This window comes from Mucilaginibacter ximonensis (genome assembly GCF_042686265.1).
GTDB classification, from domain to species: Bacteria; Bacteroidota; Bacteroidia; order Sphingobacteriales; family Sphingobacteriaceae; genus Mucilaginibacter; species Mucilaginibacter ximonensis.
The window spans coordinates 170,828-188,073 of record NZ_JBHUPD010000002.1 but is presented as its reverse complement, the minus strand read 5'-3'; the positions used below and the strand labels follow the sequence as shown (position 1 = coordinate 188,073).

Annotated in this window: 10 protein-coding genes; 4 read left to right on the top strand and 6 right to left on the bottom strand. The window is 45.6% G+C overall.

The features are described from left to right. Position 1 precedes the first annotated feature (1 nt). The 4 genes from ACFS5N_RS08445 to ACFS5N_RS08430 form a co-directional block, all read right to left on the bottom strand. A complete protein-coding gene (locus ACFS5N_RS08445) occupies positions 2-2,359 on the bottom strand; it encodes an ABC transporter permease (RefSeq protein ID WP_377184228.1) in 2,358 nt (785 codons plus the stop codon). Positions 2,360-2,371: 12 nt separating this feature from the next. Further along, complete coding sequence (locus ACFS5N_RS08440; protein WP_377184226.1) at positions 2,372-4,738, bottom strand: ABC transporter permease; 2,367 nt, start codon at positions 4,736-4,738, stop codon at positions 2,372-2,374. Positions 4,739-4,848: 110 nt separating this feature from the next. Continuing rightward, positions 4,849-5,526: an ABC transporter ATP-binding protein gene (locus ACFS5N_RS08435; RefSeq protein WP_377184224.1), complete on the bottom strand. Its 678-nt coding sequence runs from the start codon at positions 5,524-5,526 to the stop codon at positions 4,849-4,851. Positions 5,527-5,564: 38 nt separating this feature from the next. Further along, the gene (locus ACFS5N_RS08430) at positions 5,565-6,821 is read right to left on the bottom strand and encodes an efflux RND transporter periplasmic adaptor subunit (protein ID WP_377184222.1); all 1,257 of its coding nucleotides are present in this window, start codon (positions 6,819-6,821) and stop codon (positions 5,565-5,567) included. 264 nt (positions 6,822-7,085) lie between these two features. On the opposite strand from ACFS5N_RS08430, the gene ACFS5N_RS08425 reads away from it, so the two are divergent. The 4 genes from ACFS5N_RS08425 (at position 7,086) to ACFS5N_RS08410 (ending at position 12,381) form a co-directional block, all read left to right on the top strand. Beyond that, positions 7,086-8,444, top strand: a complete 1,359-nt coding sequence (locus tag ACFS5N_RS08425; RefSeq protein WP_377184220.1) for a sigma-54-dependent transcriptional regulator — start codon at positions 7,086-7,088, stop codon at positions 8,442-8,444. Then, a complete protein-coding gene (locus ACFS5N_RS08420; RefSeq protein WP_377184218.1) occupies positions 8,434-9,774 on the top strand; it encodes a sensor histidine kinase in 1,341 nt (446 codons plus the stop codon). Before ACFS5N_RS08425 ends, ACFS5N_RS08420 begins: the two co-directional genes overlap by 11 nt. A 465-nt stretch (positions 9,775-10,239) precedes the next feature. After that, positions 10,240-11,778, top strand: coding sequence for a carboxylesterase/lipase family protein (locus ACFS5N_RS08415; protein WP_377184216.1), 1,539 nt, complete (start codon positions 10,240-10,242; stop codon positions 11,776-11,778). A gap of 114 nt (positions 11,779-11,892) precedes the next feature. Continuing rightward, a complete protein-coding gene (locus tag ACFS5N_RS08410; RefSeq protein WP_377184214.1) occupies positions 11,893-12,381 on the top strand; it encodes a DinB family protein in 489 nt (162 codons plus the stop codon). A 308-nt stretch (positions 12,382-12,689) separates the two neighbouring features. Here ACFS5N_RS08410 and ACFS5N_RS08405 read toward each other — a convergent pair whose 3' ends face one another. Both ACFS5N_RS08405 and nagB read right to left on the bottom strand, forming a co-directional pair. Continuing rightward, positions 12,690-15,233 carry a family 20 glycosylhydrolase gene (locus tag ACFS5N_RS08405; RefSeq protein ID WP_377184212.1) on the bottom strand — a complete coding sequence of 848 codons (2,544 nt, stop codon included), beginning with the start codon at positions 15,231-15,233 and terminating at the stop codon, positions 12,690-12,692. Positions 15,234-15,313: 80 nt separating this feature from the next. Continuing rightward, on the bottom strand, positions 15,314-17,233 hold the full coding sequence (nagB, locus tag ACFS5N_RS08400) for a glucosamine-6-phosphate deaminase (RefSeq protein WP_377184210.1): 1,920 nt from the start codon (positions 17,231-17,233) through the stop codon (positions 15,314-15,316). Positions 17,234-17,246: the final 13 nt, after the last annotated feature.

Genomic DNA, 17,246 nt, shown 5'->3' with positions numbered 1-17,246 from the left:
TTTATTCGCTTCTTAAACTTTTAACAGGATTGGCTAGTGCAGCTTTTATGGTTTGATGCGCCGTGGTTAGTGCCGCTATAGCCAACGATGCCGAAATAGACACCAGGAATATAGTCGGACCGATACTGATGTGGTAAGCAAAGTTTTGCAACCACTTATGCATCATGAAATATCCCAATGGCGCCGCAATTAAAAAAGCAATAGCAATTAATACCACAAACTCGCGGGTAAATAAACCGACTATGCTGGACAGTGGTGCACCTAGCACCTTGCGTATACCTACCTCTTTAGTGCGTTGCGATGCGGCAAAAGCAATTAGCCCGTATAAGCCCAGGCAGCCTATTAAAATGGCAATGCCCGAGAACAATTGAAATGCGGTGTAAACCTTTTGCTCCTGGGTGTACATAGCGGCAATATGATCATCAATAAACTCGTACTTAAACAGTCTGTCAGGAAACAGGGTGCTCCAGGTTTTGTTAATAGCTGCAATAGTTGCGGGCATATTGTCAGGCCGCAGTTTGATGCTGGCCACAAAGAACCGGTCAGGGTTATACTCCAGTACACAGGCTCTTCTTTTTTTATGTTTTGATTCGCTTTGAAAATCCTTAACTACGCCAATAACCGTGGCCACCTGCCCGCTTACATTGATACGTTGGTTAATAAATTTTTGCGGGTCCTGAACTCCCAGATCGTGCATCAGGGTTTCATTGACCACCACTTTTTGGACCGTATCAGTAGGCGCTTTTTTGCCGATTTTTTGACCGGCAAGCATGGTTAGCTGGAACATGTCGATATATTTTTCGTCGATGAATTTAATTTCGGTAACGTTATCTTTCGGATAGCCCAAAGCAGGTGCCGAGAAAGGCGCCCATTGGTCGTTGTATGAAGGCGACCCTGAATTAATGCTTGCCTCTTTTATCCCTGGCATATTCACCAATTGCTGTCGGAAAACATCCTGTTTGTCTTTGCCGAATACATTGACGGATATTACCGCGTCTTTATTAAAGCCAAGGTCTTGGTTGCGGAAAAAATCCATTTGGGTGGCAACAATCAGTGTTCCTACAATCAACACCTGCGAAATGGCAAACTGCATCACCACTAACCCTTTGCGCAAGGTTAATCCACGCACGGAACTGCTCGAATTACTCTTAAATGAATCAACAGGTTGAAAGGCCGATTGTACAAAGGCAGGATAAAGCCCGGCGCATAAAATCACCACAATGGTTATAGCGCCTATCCATCCTAAAACCTGGGGTTCCAATATCTCGGCGGGCGAAATATTGATTGACATCCAGCTATTGGCATTTGATAAAAACAAAGCGCAAATGCCTACCCCCAATAGTACCGATATAAGCACCATAATGGTAATCTCGCTCATAAACTGACCGATTAATTGCTCTCTTTGCGCGCCCAGTACTTTGCGTACCCCAACTTCTTTAGCTCGTTTAATAGCACGTGCAGTTGCCAGGTTAATAAAATTGATACAGGCTGTAATGATGATTAGAAGCGCCACGCCGATTAAAGCAAAATAGGTGTCTTTTGAAGTAGGGGTAACGATGTTATTGATATAGCGCTGATCGAAGTGAACATCGCGCAGCGGCTGTAAAGGCAGTTGAACTGTAGCATCTACCTCTTTGCCCCACACATTTTTCAAATAACCCGGAATCAGCTTTTCTAAAGTGTGTATCGAATAGTTTTTTGGCAGTACGATATAGGCGTAAGCGCCGCCTGAAATGCTCCAAAAGTACTTACCCATATCTGCAAATTGCTGCTTGAAGGTATTGTACGACACGATAAGGCTTAACGGTAAGCTGGTATTAGCCGGTGGGTCTTTAATAATGCCGGTTACCTTAGCGGTCTTGTCGCCAAATACCAATACCTGCCCCATGGCGTTGCCATGCGGAAAATATTTTTTAGCCAGGCTTTCGGTGAGTACTGCGCTATTGGGATCAGACAAAGCAGTGTTATGATCGCCGGCCAGCCACTGGTAGTCGAAAACTTTATCAAGTTCGCTGTCGCCTATTACCATGTTTTTTTCAGCATACAGGTTGCTGCCTATTTTGATATCTACATTCTTTTGATAAAAAACGCTGGTAGCGTGTTCTAACTGCGGGAAGTAGGTACGCATGGTAGGGATGAGGCCCATCGATACATTGGCATTATAATCCAACGCATGTAATGTCACACGGTAGGTTCGATCGGCCTTGTCACCGTTATCATAACCCAGCTCGTTGCGTACAATCAGAAAAAGCGCCAGGCAAGCCGCAACGCCAAGTGTCAGCCCGAAAATATTTAAAAAGGTAAAGCCCAGGTTTCGGCTGATGTTGCGCCAGGCTATTTTGAAATAATTTTTGATCATGATGACAGTTTTTTATTCGTTTCGTAAACTTTTAACCGGATTAGCCAGTGCAGCCTTGATAGATTGAAAACTGATGGTAATGAATGCAATTACAACAGCGGTAAACCCTGCCAGGCCAATTACCCACCACGGTAAAGAGGTACGATAGGCGTAGGCCATCAGCCATTTATTCATAAAATACCACGCAGCAGGCGATGCGATAGCAAAAGCCAGAATTACCAGCAACAAAAAATCTTTTGAAAGCATGGCCGTGATATTGGCTACGCTGGCGCCAAGCACCTTGCGTATCCCAATCTCTTTCACCTTAACCTGAGCGGTATAGGTAGCCAGGCCAAACAAGCCCAGGCACGAAATGAAAATAGCTATGCAGGCAAAAACGTTGAATAGCTTGGCAGTTTGCGTTTCTGACTTGTACAGGTAGTTATAATCGTCATCAAGGAAATGGTATTCAAAAGGGAAACCGGCGTTGTATTTTTTCCAGAGCTTTGCTACTGCTGCTATGGCAGCCGGGGCATCTTTGCCGGTAGTTTTAACAAGCATTTGCCACGAGCTTTTGCGGTATAAAAAAATTGAAGGCTCAATGGGTTGCTTTGCTGATGCAAAATGGAAATCCTTAACTACGCCGATGATCTTGCCGTTCACATTATAAATCTTAAATCTTTTACCAACCGGATTCTTTATGCTGGCTAACTTTACGGCAGTTTCGTTTAATATAAAATTGGCGGTATCGGCTTTTGAGCCGGTGAAGCCTTCGCCGCTGGCTAGCTTAAGCTTCATCACCTTCATAAAATCCTGGTCCATATTAAACGAGTAAATCAACAAGCTTAATGAAGGGTCCTTGCCGTCCCAGTCGGTGCCGGTAGTGCTGCCGGCGCTGGTTACTACGCTACCGTTGCCCGAGGTTACTCCTGTTATAGATGGTTGTTGCAACAGTTCGGCTTTAACGGCCTCATAATGATCTTGCATGGAGCGTAATTGCACCGAAAAAATATGCTCTTTGTTATAGCCGGTATCCATCCGGTTAATAAAGTTTAGCTGTTTGTTAATAACAATAGTGCCTATGATAAGGCCTATCGAAAACGCAAACTGACAAACCACCAATACTTTGCGAAATGTAGCATTGCCCGCACCTGACACTTTTCCTTTCAGTGCATTAATAGGTTCAAATGAAGATAACAGCAACGCCGGATAAACGCTAGCAGCAATCAAGGTAGTTGTAATAGTCAGACCTATAACCTTCCATACATCGGCATTTAAAAGGTTAAACTGCATGTTTTTGCCTGATAGGCTGTTGTACAATGGCATCACCGCATAAATGGTTGCCAGCGCCAGCAGCAGCGCAATCGAAAAACATAAAATGGTTTCGATCACAAATTGCATGAATAGATGCTTTCGCTCTGCGCCAACAACCTTGCGTATACTTACCTCCTTTGAGCGTAATATGGCCAGAGCCGTTGAAAGGTTAACATAATTAATGCAGGCTATCAATAAGATTAACAGGGCAACAATGGCAAATATCTTGACAATCTGTATACCTGCCGAGGTTCCGTCCGGGTTATATAAATGGATGTCGGCCAGGGGCTGCAAATCAAATGCGCCCTCGGTAGGTTTCATCCCGGCATAATTGGTCCTGTGTATCTGCGTTAACTTACGCTCAATGGCACTGATGGAAGCATTAGGACTTACCAATAAATAAGTTTTAGCATAAAAGTTGCCCCAATCGTTATCCATTTGGTGATAGGGGTTGTTTGCATATTCTTTTTTGCGAAGGTTGATAGAAAACAGCATATCGGCGTGTATGCTCGAATTGGCAGGGAAATCAGCCAATATACCCGAAACCACAAAAGGTGTTTTTGAGTCGGCTTTTAGCACTTTGCCAATTGGGTCGGCATCACCAAAAAAACGTTTAGCGGTGCTTTCCGTGATAATTACTGACGCAGCGTCGGGGAAAGGCTTGTTAAGATTGCCTTTAAGCAGGTGGTAGTCAAATATTTTGAAGAAGCTGTCGTCAACAAACGACAGACTTCCATAATCTTGTTTCAGGTTTTTATCCTGGTAGTTAAAAATAGAATAGTTGTAATTAGTTATGATACGTACCGCATTTAGCACACCCGGTACTTCTTTTAGCGCATAAGCAGCAACCGGACCTGGTGATACACCCCAAATCTGTTTTGTCGATCCCGAACCCACCTCGCCATTTACTTGATAAATTTGAGCCGCTTTTGAATTGAACCTGTCATAGCTTAATTCATCTTTCACCCAAAGCAGTATTAGCAAGCCCACCGCCAAACCAACGGTAAGGCCAACTATGTTAATGGCGCTGTAAAATTTTCTGTTAACTAAATTTCTCCAGGCTATTTTGAAATAATTTTTGATCATGGCAGGTCGCTTGGTTTAAAAACCGACCAGGATGCTCTTTCCCCAAAAAGAGGGAAAGAGGTCCGGCCGCACTTAACTAACTAATTGTAAAAAAAGAGGTATAGGTATAATTATATCATAATATTCTCCATCACGGTCTGCCCGTCAAGCAGCCGTATAATGCGATGGCTGTAGCGGGCATCGTGCTCAGAGTGGGTTACCATGATGATGGTAGTACCTTGCTCATTCAGGTCGGTTAATAGTTCCATAACCTCGTTACCGTTGCTTGAATCCAGGTTACCGGTGGGCTCATCAGCCAAAATTAGTTTAGGGTTGTTAACCACCGCCCGGGCCACCGCCACACGCTGTTGCTGACCGCCCGATAACTGTTGCGGATAGTGATTGCGACGGTGCATGATCTGCATTTTGTCCAAAACCTTCTCTACTCGGCCAACACGCTCTGAAGCCGGTACACCGGTATAGATGAGCGGCAGCTCCACGTTTTCAAAAACGGTAAGTTCGTCAATAAGGTTAAAGCTTTGGAAAACAAAACCGATGTTATGCTTGCGCAGGTCGGCGCGTTTACGCTCGTTAAAGCCAGCTACTTCAATGCCGTTAAACAGGTAGCTTCCGCCATCAGGATCGTCCAATAAGCCCAATATGTTCAATAAGGTCGACTTGCCACAGCCTGAAGGCCCCATGATGGCTACAAACTCGCCCTCTTTAACCTCAATCGACAATTTGTTCAAGGCGATGGTTTCCACCTCCTCGGTACGATAAAATTTTTCCAGATCAGTGATCTTTATCATTTGCTCCTCCTGCCCTTAAGGGCGTTTAATTATGGGGTTTAGTTTTTATTTAATATTAGTTCCTGTATGTCGCCAAAGGTTTCATAGCTTGATGTAATTACTTTGTCGCCCGGCTTTAATCCGCCTAAAATTTCGTAATTATCACTGCTTTGTCTGCCCATTTGTATGTCAACTTTGTAAGCTGTTTTTCCGTCTTCGCTCAGTTTAAATACCCAATTGCCGCCGGTTTTTTCAATAAAGCCACCCTTAGGCAAAAGCACCTGTTGCGATGCGTCGCTTAAAGCCAGCAGTATCTGCAAGGTTTGCCCGCGGCGTATGCCTTTAGGCACTTCGCCCACAAATTGCATATCTACCTGAAATTTTGCGTTGGCTATTTGGGGGAATACTTTTTTAATAACCAGTGTATAAGTTTTGCCGGCAAAGTCAAAGGTGCCTTTAAGGCCGTTGTATACCTGCGGCAAATAATGCTCGTCAATGTCAACCCGCACTTTATACCCTGTCAAAACGTCTATCTGGCCCAGGCGTTCGCCTTTGTTTTTGTTCTGGCCCACTTCAGAGTCCATTGAACTTAACTGGCCATCGCGCGGGGCCACCACGGTTAGGTCAGACACCTTTTTGCGCATCAGGTCGAGCGTATTTTTCATTTGCGCATACTGCTCCTGTGCCTGTATGTTTTGTTGTTTAACCAAAGCGGTGTCCTGTTTTAAAATACGCTGGGTCAGTCTTTTTCTGTTAAGCTGATATTCGTATGCGTTAACTGCAGCCTGGTACTCTTGCTGGCCTATGGCTTTTTGGTCAAACAAATGTTTGTCGAGCTTATAAACGCGTTCGGCTTCTTTAAAAGCGTTGTCTACATCGGCCATCTGGTTCAGTTTATTGATGGTGTTTGATGTGGCGTTGTTTTGCGAGATCTGCATCTGGGTTTGAGCAGCATAAACGGCAGTCTCCTGGTTAGCCAGGTTTAGTTCCAGATCGGTGTTGGATAGTTTCAAAATCTTGTCGCCTTTTTTCAGGTTGGCGCCGTCTTCAACATATACGGCTTCAACCAGTCCGCCTTCAACCGCGTCAAGATATATCGTAGTTATTGGCATAACCGAGCCGTTAACCGGTACGGTAACCTGGAAGGGGCCTTTGGTAACCGTGCTTATAGTAAGGCGTTCGGTATCAACAGAAAGCTTGCTCTTGCCTGAGGTAAAATAAATGCTGCCGCCTATTAACAGTACAAGGCAGGTTATGCCGCCTATGGTTAAAAGGCGTTTGGTACTCCACTTTTTCTTTTCAATTTTTCTATCCACGATATATTAGTTCAGATTCAATTATTCAAGGTATGCCAATACAACAACGTGCCACAATATAAACTACTGTAAATCAAATAAATGATGCTTGGTTTTTAATTTTTTTCGTACGTTTCTGACACATCATGTGTTCGGTTTTGATACAATGTTTTCAGGGGTTATGGCTTCAAAAAATTGTTTTACAGTTGATTACGTTTTATGGTTAAATTATTGACAGATGCCAACTCAATATAATATTATATTTAATCGTATTTTCACAATTGTATGTTACTGAAAAAAGCCACCGTTTTAATTGTTGATGACGATCTGGACGTGCTTACGGCTGTAAAACTATTGCTCAAAACAGAAGCGCAGGACGTAATTACCGAAAAGAATCCTGAAAATCTGCACAGCCTGCTGCAGCGCAACCAAGTCGACATTATTTTACTGGATATGAACTTTAACAGTGCCATTAACACGGGTAACGAGGGTTTGTACTGGCTACGCAAGGTACGCGAATGGAAGCCGGACGCCTGTGTGATCATGATCACCGCCTACGGCGATATCGACCTGGCGGTTAGATCGCTGAAAGAAGGTGCGTCCGACTTTATGGTAAAACCCTGGCACAATGACAAGTTAATAGAGATAATAAAGGATCTGCTCGATAAAAAGGATGCCGATAAATCTGCCAAAGCTTCATCGCCAAAAGGTAGTGCCAGCTCGACCACGCTGCACGGCGAGTCGCAGTTAATGCAGGATGTATTTTTGAAAGTAAATAAGATTGCCCCTACAGATGCCAATATTTTGATATTGGGCGAAAACGGAACCGGCAAGGACCTCATTGCAAAGGCTATACATGAGCGCTCGCTAAGAGCAAACAAGCCCTTTATAAAGGTGGATGTAGGCTCACTAACGGAAACACTGTTTGAAAGCGAACTCTTTGGACACAAAAAAGGCGCGTTTACAGATGCGCGCGAGGATCGGTCCGGACGTTTTGAAGATGCCAACGGCGGTACCTTGTTTTTGGATGAGATAGGTAATATCTCATTACGTCAGCAGGCAAAACTGCTCACGGTGCTCCAAAACCGCCAGGTAACGCGCTTAGGCAGTAATAAACCGGTGGATATTGACATACGCTTAATTTGCGCCACTAACCTGCCTTTGCAGGAGCTGGCTAATGATGATCGCTTCAGGAAAGATTTGATCTATCGTATTAACACGGTTGAAGTGACCATGCCGCCGTTACGCAAACGGGGCGGTGATATTGAATTGTTAGCAAAGCATTTCGCCGGAATATACGCCACTAAATATTTAAAACCCGCTATTAGCTTTGATGGCAGCGCGCTGCAAAAATTAAACAGCTATCATTACCCGGGCAACGTGCGGGAGCTGCAATACACCATGGAGCGCGCCATAATTATGGCGGATAATAATGTGCTTTCAGCAAATGATTTGATTTTCTCATCTATTGAAAACTCTTCGGCCGCGCCTGAGCCCGTGGATGATATGCCGCTGAGCATGCTTGAAAAAACTACTATCCTGCGCGTCATCGAGAAACATAACGGCAATATAACCCGGGCTGCTAAAGAGCTGGGCCTAACCCGTACCGCTCTTTACCGCCGATTAAGCAAATATGAGATTTAAAGGTTTTGAAGTACGCATCATTCTGCGAATAGCTTTGTTGTTTTTGACATTGTTGGGCGTGAGCTTTGTGATTGTAACGCAACAATACATATACCTGCTTATTGGCATACCGCTAACTGGTTTTGAGTTGTCCGATTTGCTGCGTTACCAAAAAAAGGCTCATACTGAGGTTCAGCAATTTGCCGAGTCGGTACACTATCGCGATTTTTCAAGACACTTTGACGTAGGCCGCGCGCCGACCGAGCTAAAGCCGTTACGCAAGGGTTTTAACGATATCAATACTACTTTTAAAGAGATAAGCCGCGAGCGCGAAACGCAATATCATTATCTGCAGAAGATACTGGAACTGGTGGATACGGGTATTCTCTCGTATGAGGAAGAGACCGGCAAAATTGGCTGGCTGAATGAGTCTTTTAAAAAAATCTTCGGTATTCCTTATTTAAAAACCATCGAGTCGTTACAAAAGCGCGACGAGGTTTTGTATAACGAGGCCATGAAGCTGAAGCCCGGCGACAGCAAGGTGGTGACTATGCAACGTAACAAGCAACTCATTAAAATTTTGCTGACGGTAAGCGTCATCCGTAGCGATGATAAAATGTACCGGCTGCTGGCCTTCCAAAACATTAGCGAAGCGCTGGACGAAACAGAATCAAAAGCGTGGCAAAAGCTGTTAAATGTTATGACGCATGAGATCATGAACTCGGTTGCTCCGATATCTTCATTAGCCGACACACTCAAAAATCGCCTTAAAACCTACGGTGCCGAAAATGCCGGAAATGCCGATCTGGATGATCTGGAACTGGGTATAGACACCATTAAACGCCGCAGCGAGGGCCTGCTTAAATTCACTGAAAGCTATCGTAATCTCAACAAAATAACCCGCCTCGACCTCAAAAAGGTACTGGTGCGCGACCTGTTTGAAAATCTGACCAGCCTGATGCAACCAACCCTGGCCGCCAAAAATATTGAGCTAAACGTAGTGCTGCGCGATATGCAAATGGTTATTAATGTGGATGTGAATTTGGTTGAGCAGGTGCTCATTAATTTACTGGTTAATGCTATTGAAGCCGTAAAGGATCGGCCAGACCCTGCCATTACCTTAAGTGCTGAACTGTCCGCCAACAACAAACCCATTCTCAAAATTGCCGATAATGGTGTTGGGATGCCACTTGAGCTTATTGATAAAATATTTATACCTTTCTTTAGTACACGTAAATCGGGCAGCGGTATTGGTTTAAGTTTATGTAAGCAGATCATGATGCTGCATAAAGGCAACATACAAGTGCAATCGGTCGAGGGTGAGGGGTCGGTGTTTATTTTGTTGTTTTAATCATAAGGTGCAATGGCCCGTGCGATTCCCTCCCCCGGGAGGGTAGGGAAGGGTTTCTACGATTGGCTTGTTGGCTAAACCCCTCCCTGCCTTTGTGCTTATGGCCGCCGCACCCCTCCCAAGAGTAATACCCATCATTAGACAATACAAGGAGTAATGGTAGTGCGATTCCCTCCCCTGGGAGGGGCAGGGAGGGGTTTAGCAGCTTTAACCCCTTCCTCCTCCTTCCCCGAGGGGAGGGAATCGCTCGTGTCCAACGCTTTTTGTAAACAGGCAGAGTCATTAGTATTGCTACTTGTCTATTCATGGGCTATTATTCTCCCAGGGGAGGGAATTGAATTGATCACCCCAGAACTAAATATAAACCTGCTGTCAAGGTTTTTACTACTAATTATATTACATCTATCTTCATTTCAATCCCCACAAATGCTAAATTTGTTATAACCGATATCAACCCTAACAACCATGAAGAAAATATTTTTAGCTGCACTAGGCTTATTGGCTATGGCTGCGAACGCGCAAAACCCGCAGATAAAAACCGTAAACGGTACATTGGAAGGTATTACAGAAGCCAGCGGTGTCGTGTCTTATAAAGGCATCCCGTTTGCGCAGCCGCCCGTTGGTAATTTGCGATGGAAAGAGCCCCAGTCCCCCAATAACTGGACCGGTGTGCGCAAAGCCGACCATTTCGGTCCGCAGGCTATGCAGCGCTATATTTACAGCGATATGCAGTTCAGGAGCGATGGTAAAAGCGAAGACTGCCTGTACCTGAATGTATGGACGCCACCAAACGCAAAAGGACAAAAACTGGCCGTACTGGTTTATTTTTATGGGGGCGGATTTCAAGCCGGCGACGGTTCTGAGTATCGGTACGATGGCGAGGCGCTGGCCAAAAAGGGAATCATAACTGTTACTGTAAACTATCGCCTGGGTATCTTTGGTTTTATGGCGCATCCTGAGTTAACCGCCGAATCCGCACATCATGCCTCGGGCAATTACGGACTGATGGACCAACATGCTGCGCTGGTTTGGGTAAATAAAAACATAGTAGCTTTTGGCGGGGACCCATCAAAAGTTACTATAGCCGGCGAATCGGCCGGATCAATGTCTGTGTGCGGGCAGGTAGCATCGCCACTATCCAAAGGTTTATTCAGAGCCGCCATTGGTGAAAGCGGTGCATTACTGGGTAACCTTTCGCCTGCACCGTTATCAGTGGCCGAGCAAAACGGAGTCAGATTTGCAACCGCAGTACATGCCCAATCGATTGCTGAACTACGCAATGCGCCGGCCGATAGTTTATTGAAATGGTCGAGCCGCATGGGTTTTGGCTGCGACGTTGACGGTTACTTTTTACCTCAGGCGCCGCAGGCCATTTTTAATGCCGGTAAGCAAATGGATGTAGCGCTGTTGGCGGGCTGGAACTCGGCCGAAGGCGGCCCGAATAGTATTTTGGGTAAATCAGAACCCACTGTAGATAACTACAAAGCAGCTATACAAAAAATGTATAACGACCGGGCAAATGATATCCTGGAGGCCTATCCCGCAGCGACAGATGCGGACGTAGTGCAAGCCGCCACCAACCTGGCGTCGGACAGATTTATTGCTTACGCGACATGGAAATTTGTTGACATGCAAAGTAAGACGGCCCACAAGCCGGTTTATCGTTATTTCTTTAATAAACGCCGCCCTATCATGGCTAACGCACCGGCCGGAACGATCGATCAATCTCCCGGTGCGGTACATTCTGCAGAAATTGAATATGCATTGGGCAATCTTCCGACCAATAAGGTTTACGCCTGGGGGCCGGATGATTTCAAAACTTCAGAAATCATGCAAAATTTCTTTGTCAATTTTGTAAAAACCGGTAATCCCAATGGCGCTGGTGTCCCAAAATGGGATACGGTGAAAGACGGTAAATTCATGGTGATTAACCAGGATGCCGGTCAGCAGCCAATTAGTGATGCCAAAAGATATGCGGTAATGGATTCGTTTTTTAATAAGTAGTTGGCGGTGTTGTCACCAAACAAGCGTATTGGCCCGCAATGTTTACTTTAAAACGATATTTAAGTAAAGCCCAAGACCTATTTTTACCGCCAGCAATTAATAAAACTGTAAACCATGACACACGATCAATTATTTATAAAAATGGCTATTGATAGCTGGAACGGGCAAGTGACCGCAACCTCGAAACTACTGGATCAATTAAGCGATGAGCAGTTGCAAGAACAGGTGGCGCCGGGTAAAAACCGGGGTATTTACCTGCTGGGGCATTTAGTTTCGGTGCATGACAAAATGCTGTCGCTTTTACTTTTAGGCGAAGAGCTGTATCCTGAACTGTACCCGGTCTTTGTGCAATCGCCCGATGGAGCAGTTGCTGGATTGCCTGTTACTATAGCCCAACTACGCCAGCAATGGACCCAGGTAAACGCCAAATTGGCTGAACAATTCGCGCAATTATCAGCAGAAGATTGGTTTGGCCGCCACGCCAATATTTCGGCTGAAGATTGGGCAAAAGAACCGCATCGTAACCGCCTGAATGTATTGCTTAGCCGAACCAATCACTTAAGCAATCACCGCGGCCAGTTGGCTTTGTTGGTTAAGAAATAATATTGTTGTTGCCGGTTGGTGAATAGCACTGGCAACGACAATTGCGTCTGCAGTAAAAAACATCTTTGTCATTCAGAGACCGTAGCAAAGACCTCCAAAGTGTTTCACCAAAGGTGTTTCACTCATTTTTTGCCTGATTTCTAAATATCGTTTAAAGCTCTTAAGCTCAATTACTTACCGCTTTTAATTTAAAGTTTTACTACTGTTTCAAAGTGTTTCACCCTGTTTTGTTAATCGCCTAACAGTCAGTTGTTTAATGCTAAATGGTGTTTCAAAGTGTTTCATATTTTCATGAAACACTTTGTAGATTATTGCACAACTGCCACTTTGCTTGAGCGGCCGATGGCATCAAAGGCTGCCGCCTTAACTGTAATGCCGGCTTTTAGGGGCTGCGTGTATGCCGGGCTGTTAACAGTCGGCGTTTTACCGTTGGTGGTGTAGCGTATGGTTAGTCCGGGAAATTGGGTATTAATTGAAACCTGCCCGTCTTTAACCATGACGCCCGGCATAGGTATACGGTAGTTAAAACCGCCTGCATAATAGCTTAATCTGGGAAGTTCACGCTTACCCAATATGTTCGCAAAACGCGACCAGGCCTCGTTATATAGCTGTTTACTTCGGGTGCTGTCGGGCACTGTTGCCCACTCGGGGTTTTTGGCCCAGGCACGCTCAGCCAAGCCCAACAGTTTAGGCAACAGCATGTATTCCATGCGCTGCGGGCTGTTCACCGTCTCGGCCCACAAGGCACCTTGCAGCCCGACGATGTTGTTGGTTCCTGAAGGCGTCAAACGTTCCTTGTTTGCAAAAAAGCTTGGCGGCAATGTCTCCCCTAAGCGGCCTTTGGTGGTGTTTTTATAATAATCGTTGGGAATGAAATTGAATGCCTTATCCACATCGGCATAGCCGCCCCAATAATAGCCGGCCTCGTCAAAGGCTTTATAGTAGGCCATATCAAAATACAGGTTACTCACCGGCGACAGGATAACTTTATAACCCTGATTAGCCAGGTGGTAAGGCAGATCTTCGGCACCCCAGCCAATTACGTTGTTCCAAACTTCGAGATGAACGTCTTTGCCCAGCAGGTCATTATTAATGATACTGGTTTTTTTGCCGTTTTGGGTTACTTTGCGCGAACTTACCTCTTCCCACGCAGTTAAATACAGATGATGAGCCTGCAGCATATGATTAATCTTGCCATAGTAATAAGGCCACAGGTCGTCTGCATTTTTAACAGTGGTATCTGTCTTCATTAAGCTCATTAAGGCAGGCGATTTCTCCCAGACGCCTGCAGGTACCTCGTCGCCACCAAAATGGATGGACCTGAGTGGTGCGCCGGCTTCGGCATACATCTTTTCAATTTCGGTAGTCACTGTCTCCATAAATTTATAGGCCGATGGCAGGGCCACGTTAATCACGTTGTCATCATAGTATTGTACCGATGTATATTTCGAACTGTCCTGCAAATCGCGCAGCAAGTACTCGCCAGCCTTAGCCGGCTGATTTAGTTTGATATAATAAGCATATCGCGCGTCCATAGCTTTAATGGCCGCCCGCGCGTGGCCCGGGCTTTCAATTTCCGGGATTATGGCGACATGTCTCTGTGTCGCATATTTCAATATCTCAATGAAATCGGCCTTGCTGTAATGGCCGGTACCTGCAGTATTGGTTAAAAACGGACCAGAACCCAGGGCCGGGTGCAGGTTTTTGCTTTCATTAATACTATGTGCGCGTCTTGAACCAACGGCTGTTAACTCGGGTAAAGCCGGGATTTGCAGTCGCCAGCCTTCATCATCAGTTAAATGGAAATGCAGCACGTTGAGCTTGTACAGGCTCATTACGTCCAGTAGTTTCAGTATTTCGCTTTTGGGTTGAAAATTGCGCGCTACGTCCAGCATAAAAGCCCGGTAGCCAAACCGGGGTTTATCAGCAACTGTTACACCGGTAACCGGGATGTTTTTTTGCGGATGGTTCCATGCCGAGGCTGGCAGCAGGGTTTTGAGTGACTGTATGCCATAAAAAATCCCAACACCTGATGAGGCCGAAATGGTTATGTTTTGTGCGTCAACTTTTAACTCGTAGGCCTCGGCCTCCATTGGTTTGCTAACCAACTTAATTTGGTCGGTTGATGTTGAAGCAGGCGTTAACAGTTTAGCCAACTCTGATTTCAATAAGGCGGCTTCAGCACTGAAAGCCGGGTCTGCAATTACCTTAACACCGCCGGTTAAATTAAAAGTCATGCCGGTAGTTTGATAGCTTTCCGGGGTTGGGAAAACCCTGGTCAGATTATCAGCCGGTACGTTAGTGATATTTTGGTTCCAGTTGTAAACCATTTGCGGGGTGGTCATGGTTACCTGGTCTGTTGGTTGGCGCATGTATTGTTTGGGCTGGGTAGATGGCACCAAATAGGATTTAGCAAGCGGGTGGCCAATGGCCGGAGCATTATCCCAAACTAAATAAAAACCTTGCGGCGTATCTGAAACGCTGCTGAGCCAGTACATGCGCACCATTTCAATCCGCAGACTGCTATGTGCCTTTATGCCTTTAAAATTTGCGCCCGGCGATAGGTAATACAGGTCGCCGTTAACATGGGTATAATCTATGTCGCCGGTCAGTGTACCGGGTATCATGGGTTGTGTCGAATTATAATATAATCGCCAGCCTTTTGCGGGTAATGGCAAGCTGCCGGTGCTGATGGTAAGCGCAGCATGGGTTTGTGTTTTATTTTGGTAATAGTTTTCCAGCGTTTCCCATTTAAGGTTCAGCGTCGAGGCCAGGTCGGTAGCTTTTTTTTGTGCAAAAGCCACATCCGATAGTAAAACCATAAATAACAAAAGGCGCGATAGATGCTTCATAACTTAAGGGCAATTGATGGAAAGATAAGATAATAGAACAACACCATCAAACACGATGGTGTTGTTCAGTGTGAGAAAAATTAGAAAGGGTAGCGTACAAAAGCTTCCATAGCCGCATATTCAGCCAAACCAAGACGATCGTATGCCAAAGCTGTTTCGCGGTTACGTTCTTCTGCCCGTACCCAAAATTCGCGGGCGTCCTCGCCCGGGAAGACCGGTCTGTCTTTTTGAGATTGATGTTTAAATATGGCGTTGCGTTTGCGTACAACTTCTTGCGGCGATAGTGGTACGGCCATTTCAATTTCGTATGTCGGGAACTCGTGCCAGGCGCCGCGATACATCCACAGCCAGCAGTCTTTTACCCATGCCTCGGTCATTTTAAGGCGATTAAGCGCTTCCAGAATAATATTAAAACATACAACATGCGTACCATGCGGATCGGCAAAATCGCCGGCGGCAAAGATTTGTTGAGGTTGTACCTGTTGCAGCAGATCCATGGTCAACTTAATATCCTCTTCGCCGACGGAGTTTTTGCGTGTCTTGCCGGTTTCATAAAATGGCAGCGCCATAAAATGGATATGATCGTCGTGCAAGCCCGCATAGCGCGCACCCGATATTGCCTCGCTTTTGCGTATAAAACCTTTTACATTACGTATAGCCTGCGTATCAATTTCATTAGGCAGTTTGCGGGCAAAAAACTGGCGCATCTCGTTGTAAATTGATTTCAGCTTGCTGTTATCCTCGCCGATACTTTCACTAAAATCAACGGCAAATTCCATGTATCGTAATACATCATCATCCCAAACGGCCGTATTGCCAGAGGTTTGGTACGCTACATGTACATCATGGCCCTGGTCAACCAGGCGAATGAAGGTGCCCCCCATTGAAATTACATCGTCATCGGGGTGGGGCGAAAATATAATTACCTTTTTAACTGCGGGCTCTGCACGCTCGGGGCGCCGGCGGTCGTCCGAGCCGGGTTTACCACCGGGCCAGCCGGTGATGGTTTGCTGCGCCTGGTTAAATATGTCGATATTAATGTTATAAGCCGGGCCCTGCTGCACGGCCAGCTGTGCCATGCCATGATTATTATAATCTTCCTCGGTTAATTTGAGTATAGGCTTGCTTACTTTTTCGGCCAGCCATATTACTGCTTTCTTTTTAAGGGCGTTGGTCCACTCGCAATCCTTAACCAGCCATGGGGTATCAAAACGGGTAAGCGCAGAAGCCGCTCCCTGGTCTACAATAAACTCAACATTGTCTGATAATTGTAGATAAGTCGCCGGTACTTCTCCCGAAATTTCGCCTTCGACAGCTTTTTTGATGATCGGCGCCTTTTTTTCGTTCCACGCCATCAGGATAATTTCGCGAGCCTTAAAAATGGTACCTATACCCATAGTGATAGCTTTGGTGGGTACATTTTCCTTGCCGCCAAAATCGCGCGCAGCGTCACCGCGGGTAAGGTCATCAAGCGTAACCAGGCGGGTGCCAGAGTTTGGTGCCGAACCCGGTTCATTAAAGCCAATGTGCCCGGTACGGCCAATGCCCAATAACTGCAAGTCAAGTCCGCCCAATTCTGTAATCTTGCGTTCATATGCCAGGCAAAACTGGGCAACATCGGGCTGCGACAGTGTACCGTCAGCTATGTGTATATTTTTTTTGTCGATATCAATATGGTTGAACAAGTTTTCGTTCATAAAGGTCACATAGCTTTGAGCCGATGTGGGCAACATGGGGTAATACTCGTCCAGATTGAAGGTTATGACGTTTTTAAAGCTTAAACCTTCTTGCCGGTGCATCCGCACCAGTTCGGCATATACTTTTATGGGTGTAACGCCGGTTGCCAGGCCTAAAACGGTTGGCTCATTGTTTTTTTGCTTACTGATGATAAGCTCAGCTATGCGTTTGGCAACTGTTACAGATGCGGTTTGTTGGTCAGGATAAACCGTGACCGGCAGTTTTTCAAAACGGGTCTCCTCTAATAGATTTAAACGGGCCATAGTATTTCAGGGC

Coding starts and splice junctions, on each gene's coding strand:
- ACFS5N_RS08435 (WP_377184224.1), bottom strand. CDS start 5,526: ATGATAAAGATCACTGATCTGGAAAAATTTTATCGTACCGAGGAGGTG.
- ACFS5N_RS08410 (WP_377184214.1), top strand. CDS start 11,893: ATGACACACGATCAATTATTTATAAAAATGGCTATTGATAGCTGGAAC.
- nagB (WP_377184210.1), bottom strand. CDS start 17,233: ATGGCCCGTTTAAATCTATTAGAGGAGACCCGTTTTGAAAAACTGCCG.
- ACFS5N_RS08425 (WP_377184220.1), top strand. CDS start 7,086: ATGTTACTGAAAAAAGCCACCGTTTTAATTGTTGATGACGATCTGGAC.
- ACFS5N_RS08415 (WP_377184216.1), top strand. CDS start 10,240: ATGAAGAAAATATTTTTAGCTGCACTAGGCTTATTGGCTATGGCTGCG.
- ACFS5N_RS08445 (WP_377184228.1), bottom strand. CDS start 2,359: ATGATCAAAAATTATTTCAAAATAGCCTGGCGCAACATCAGCCGAAAC.
- ACFS5N_RS08405 (WP_377184212.1), bottom strand. CDS start 15,233: ATGAAGCATCTATCGCGCCTTTTGTTATTTATGGTTTTACTATCGGAT.
- ACFS5N_RS08440 (WP_377184226.1), bottom strand. CDS start 4,738: ATGATCAAAAATTATTTCAAAATAGCCTGGAGAAATTTAGTTAACAGA.
- ACFS5N_RS08420 (WP_377184218.1), top strand. CDS start 8,434: ATGAGATTTAAAGGTTTTGAAGTACGCATCATTCTGCGAATAGCTTTG.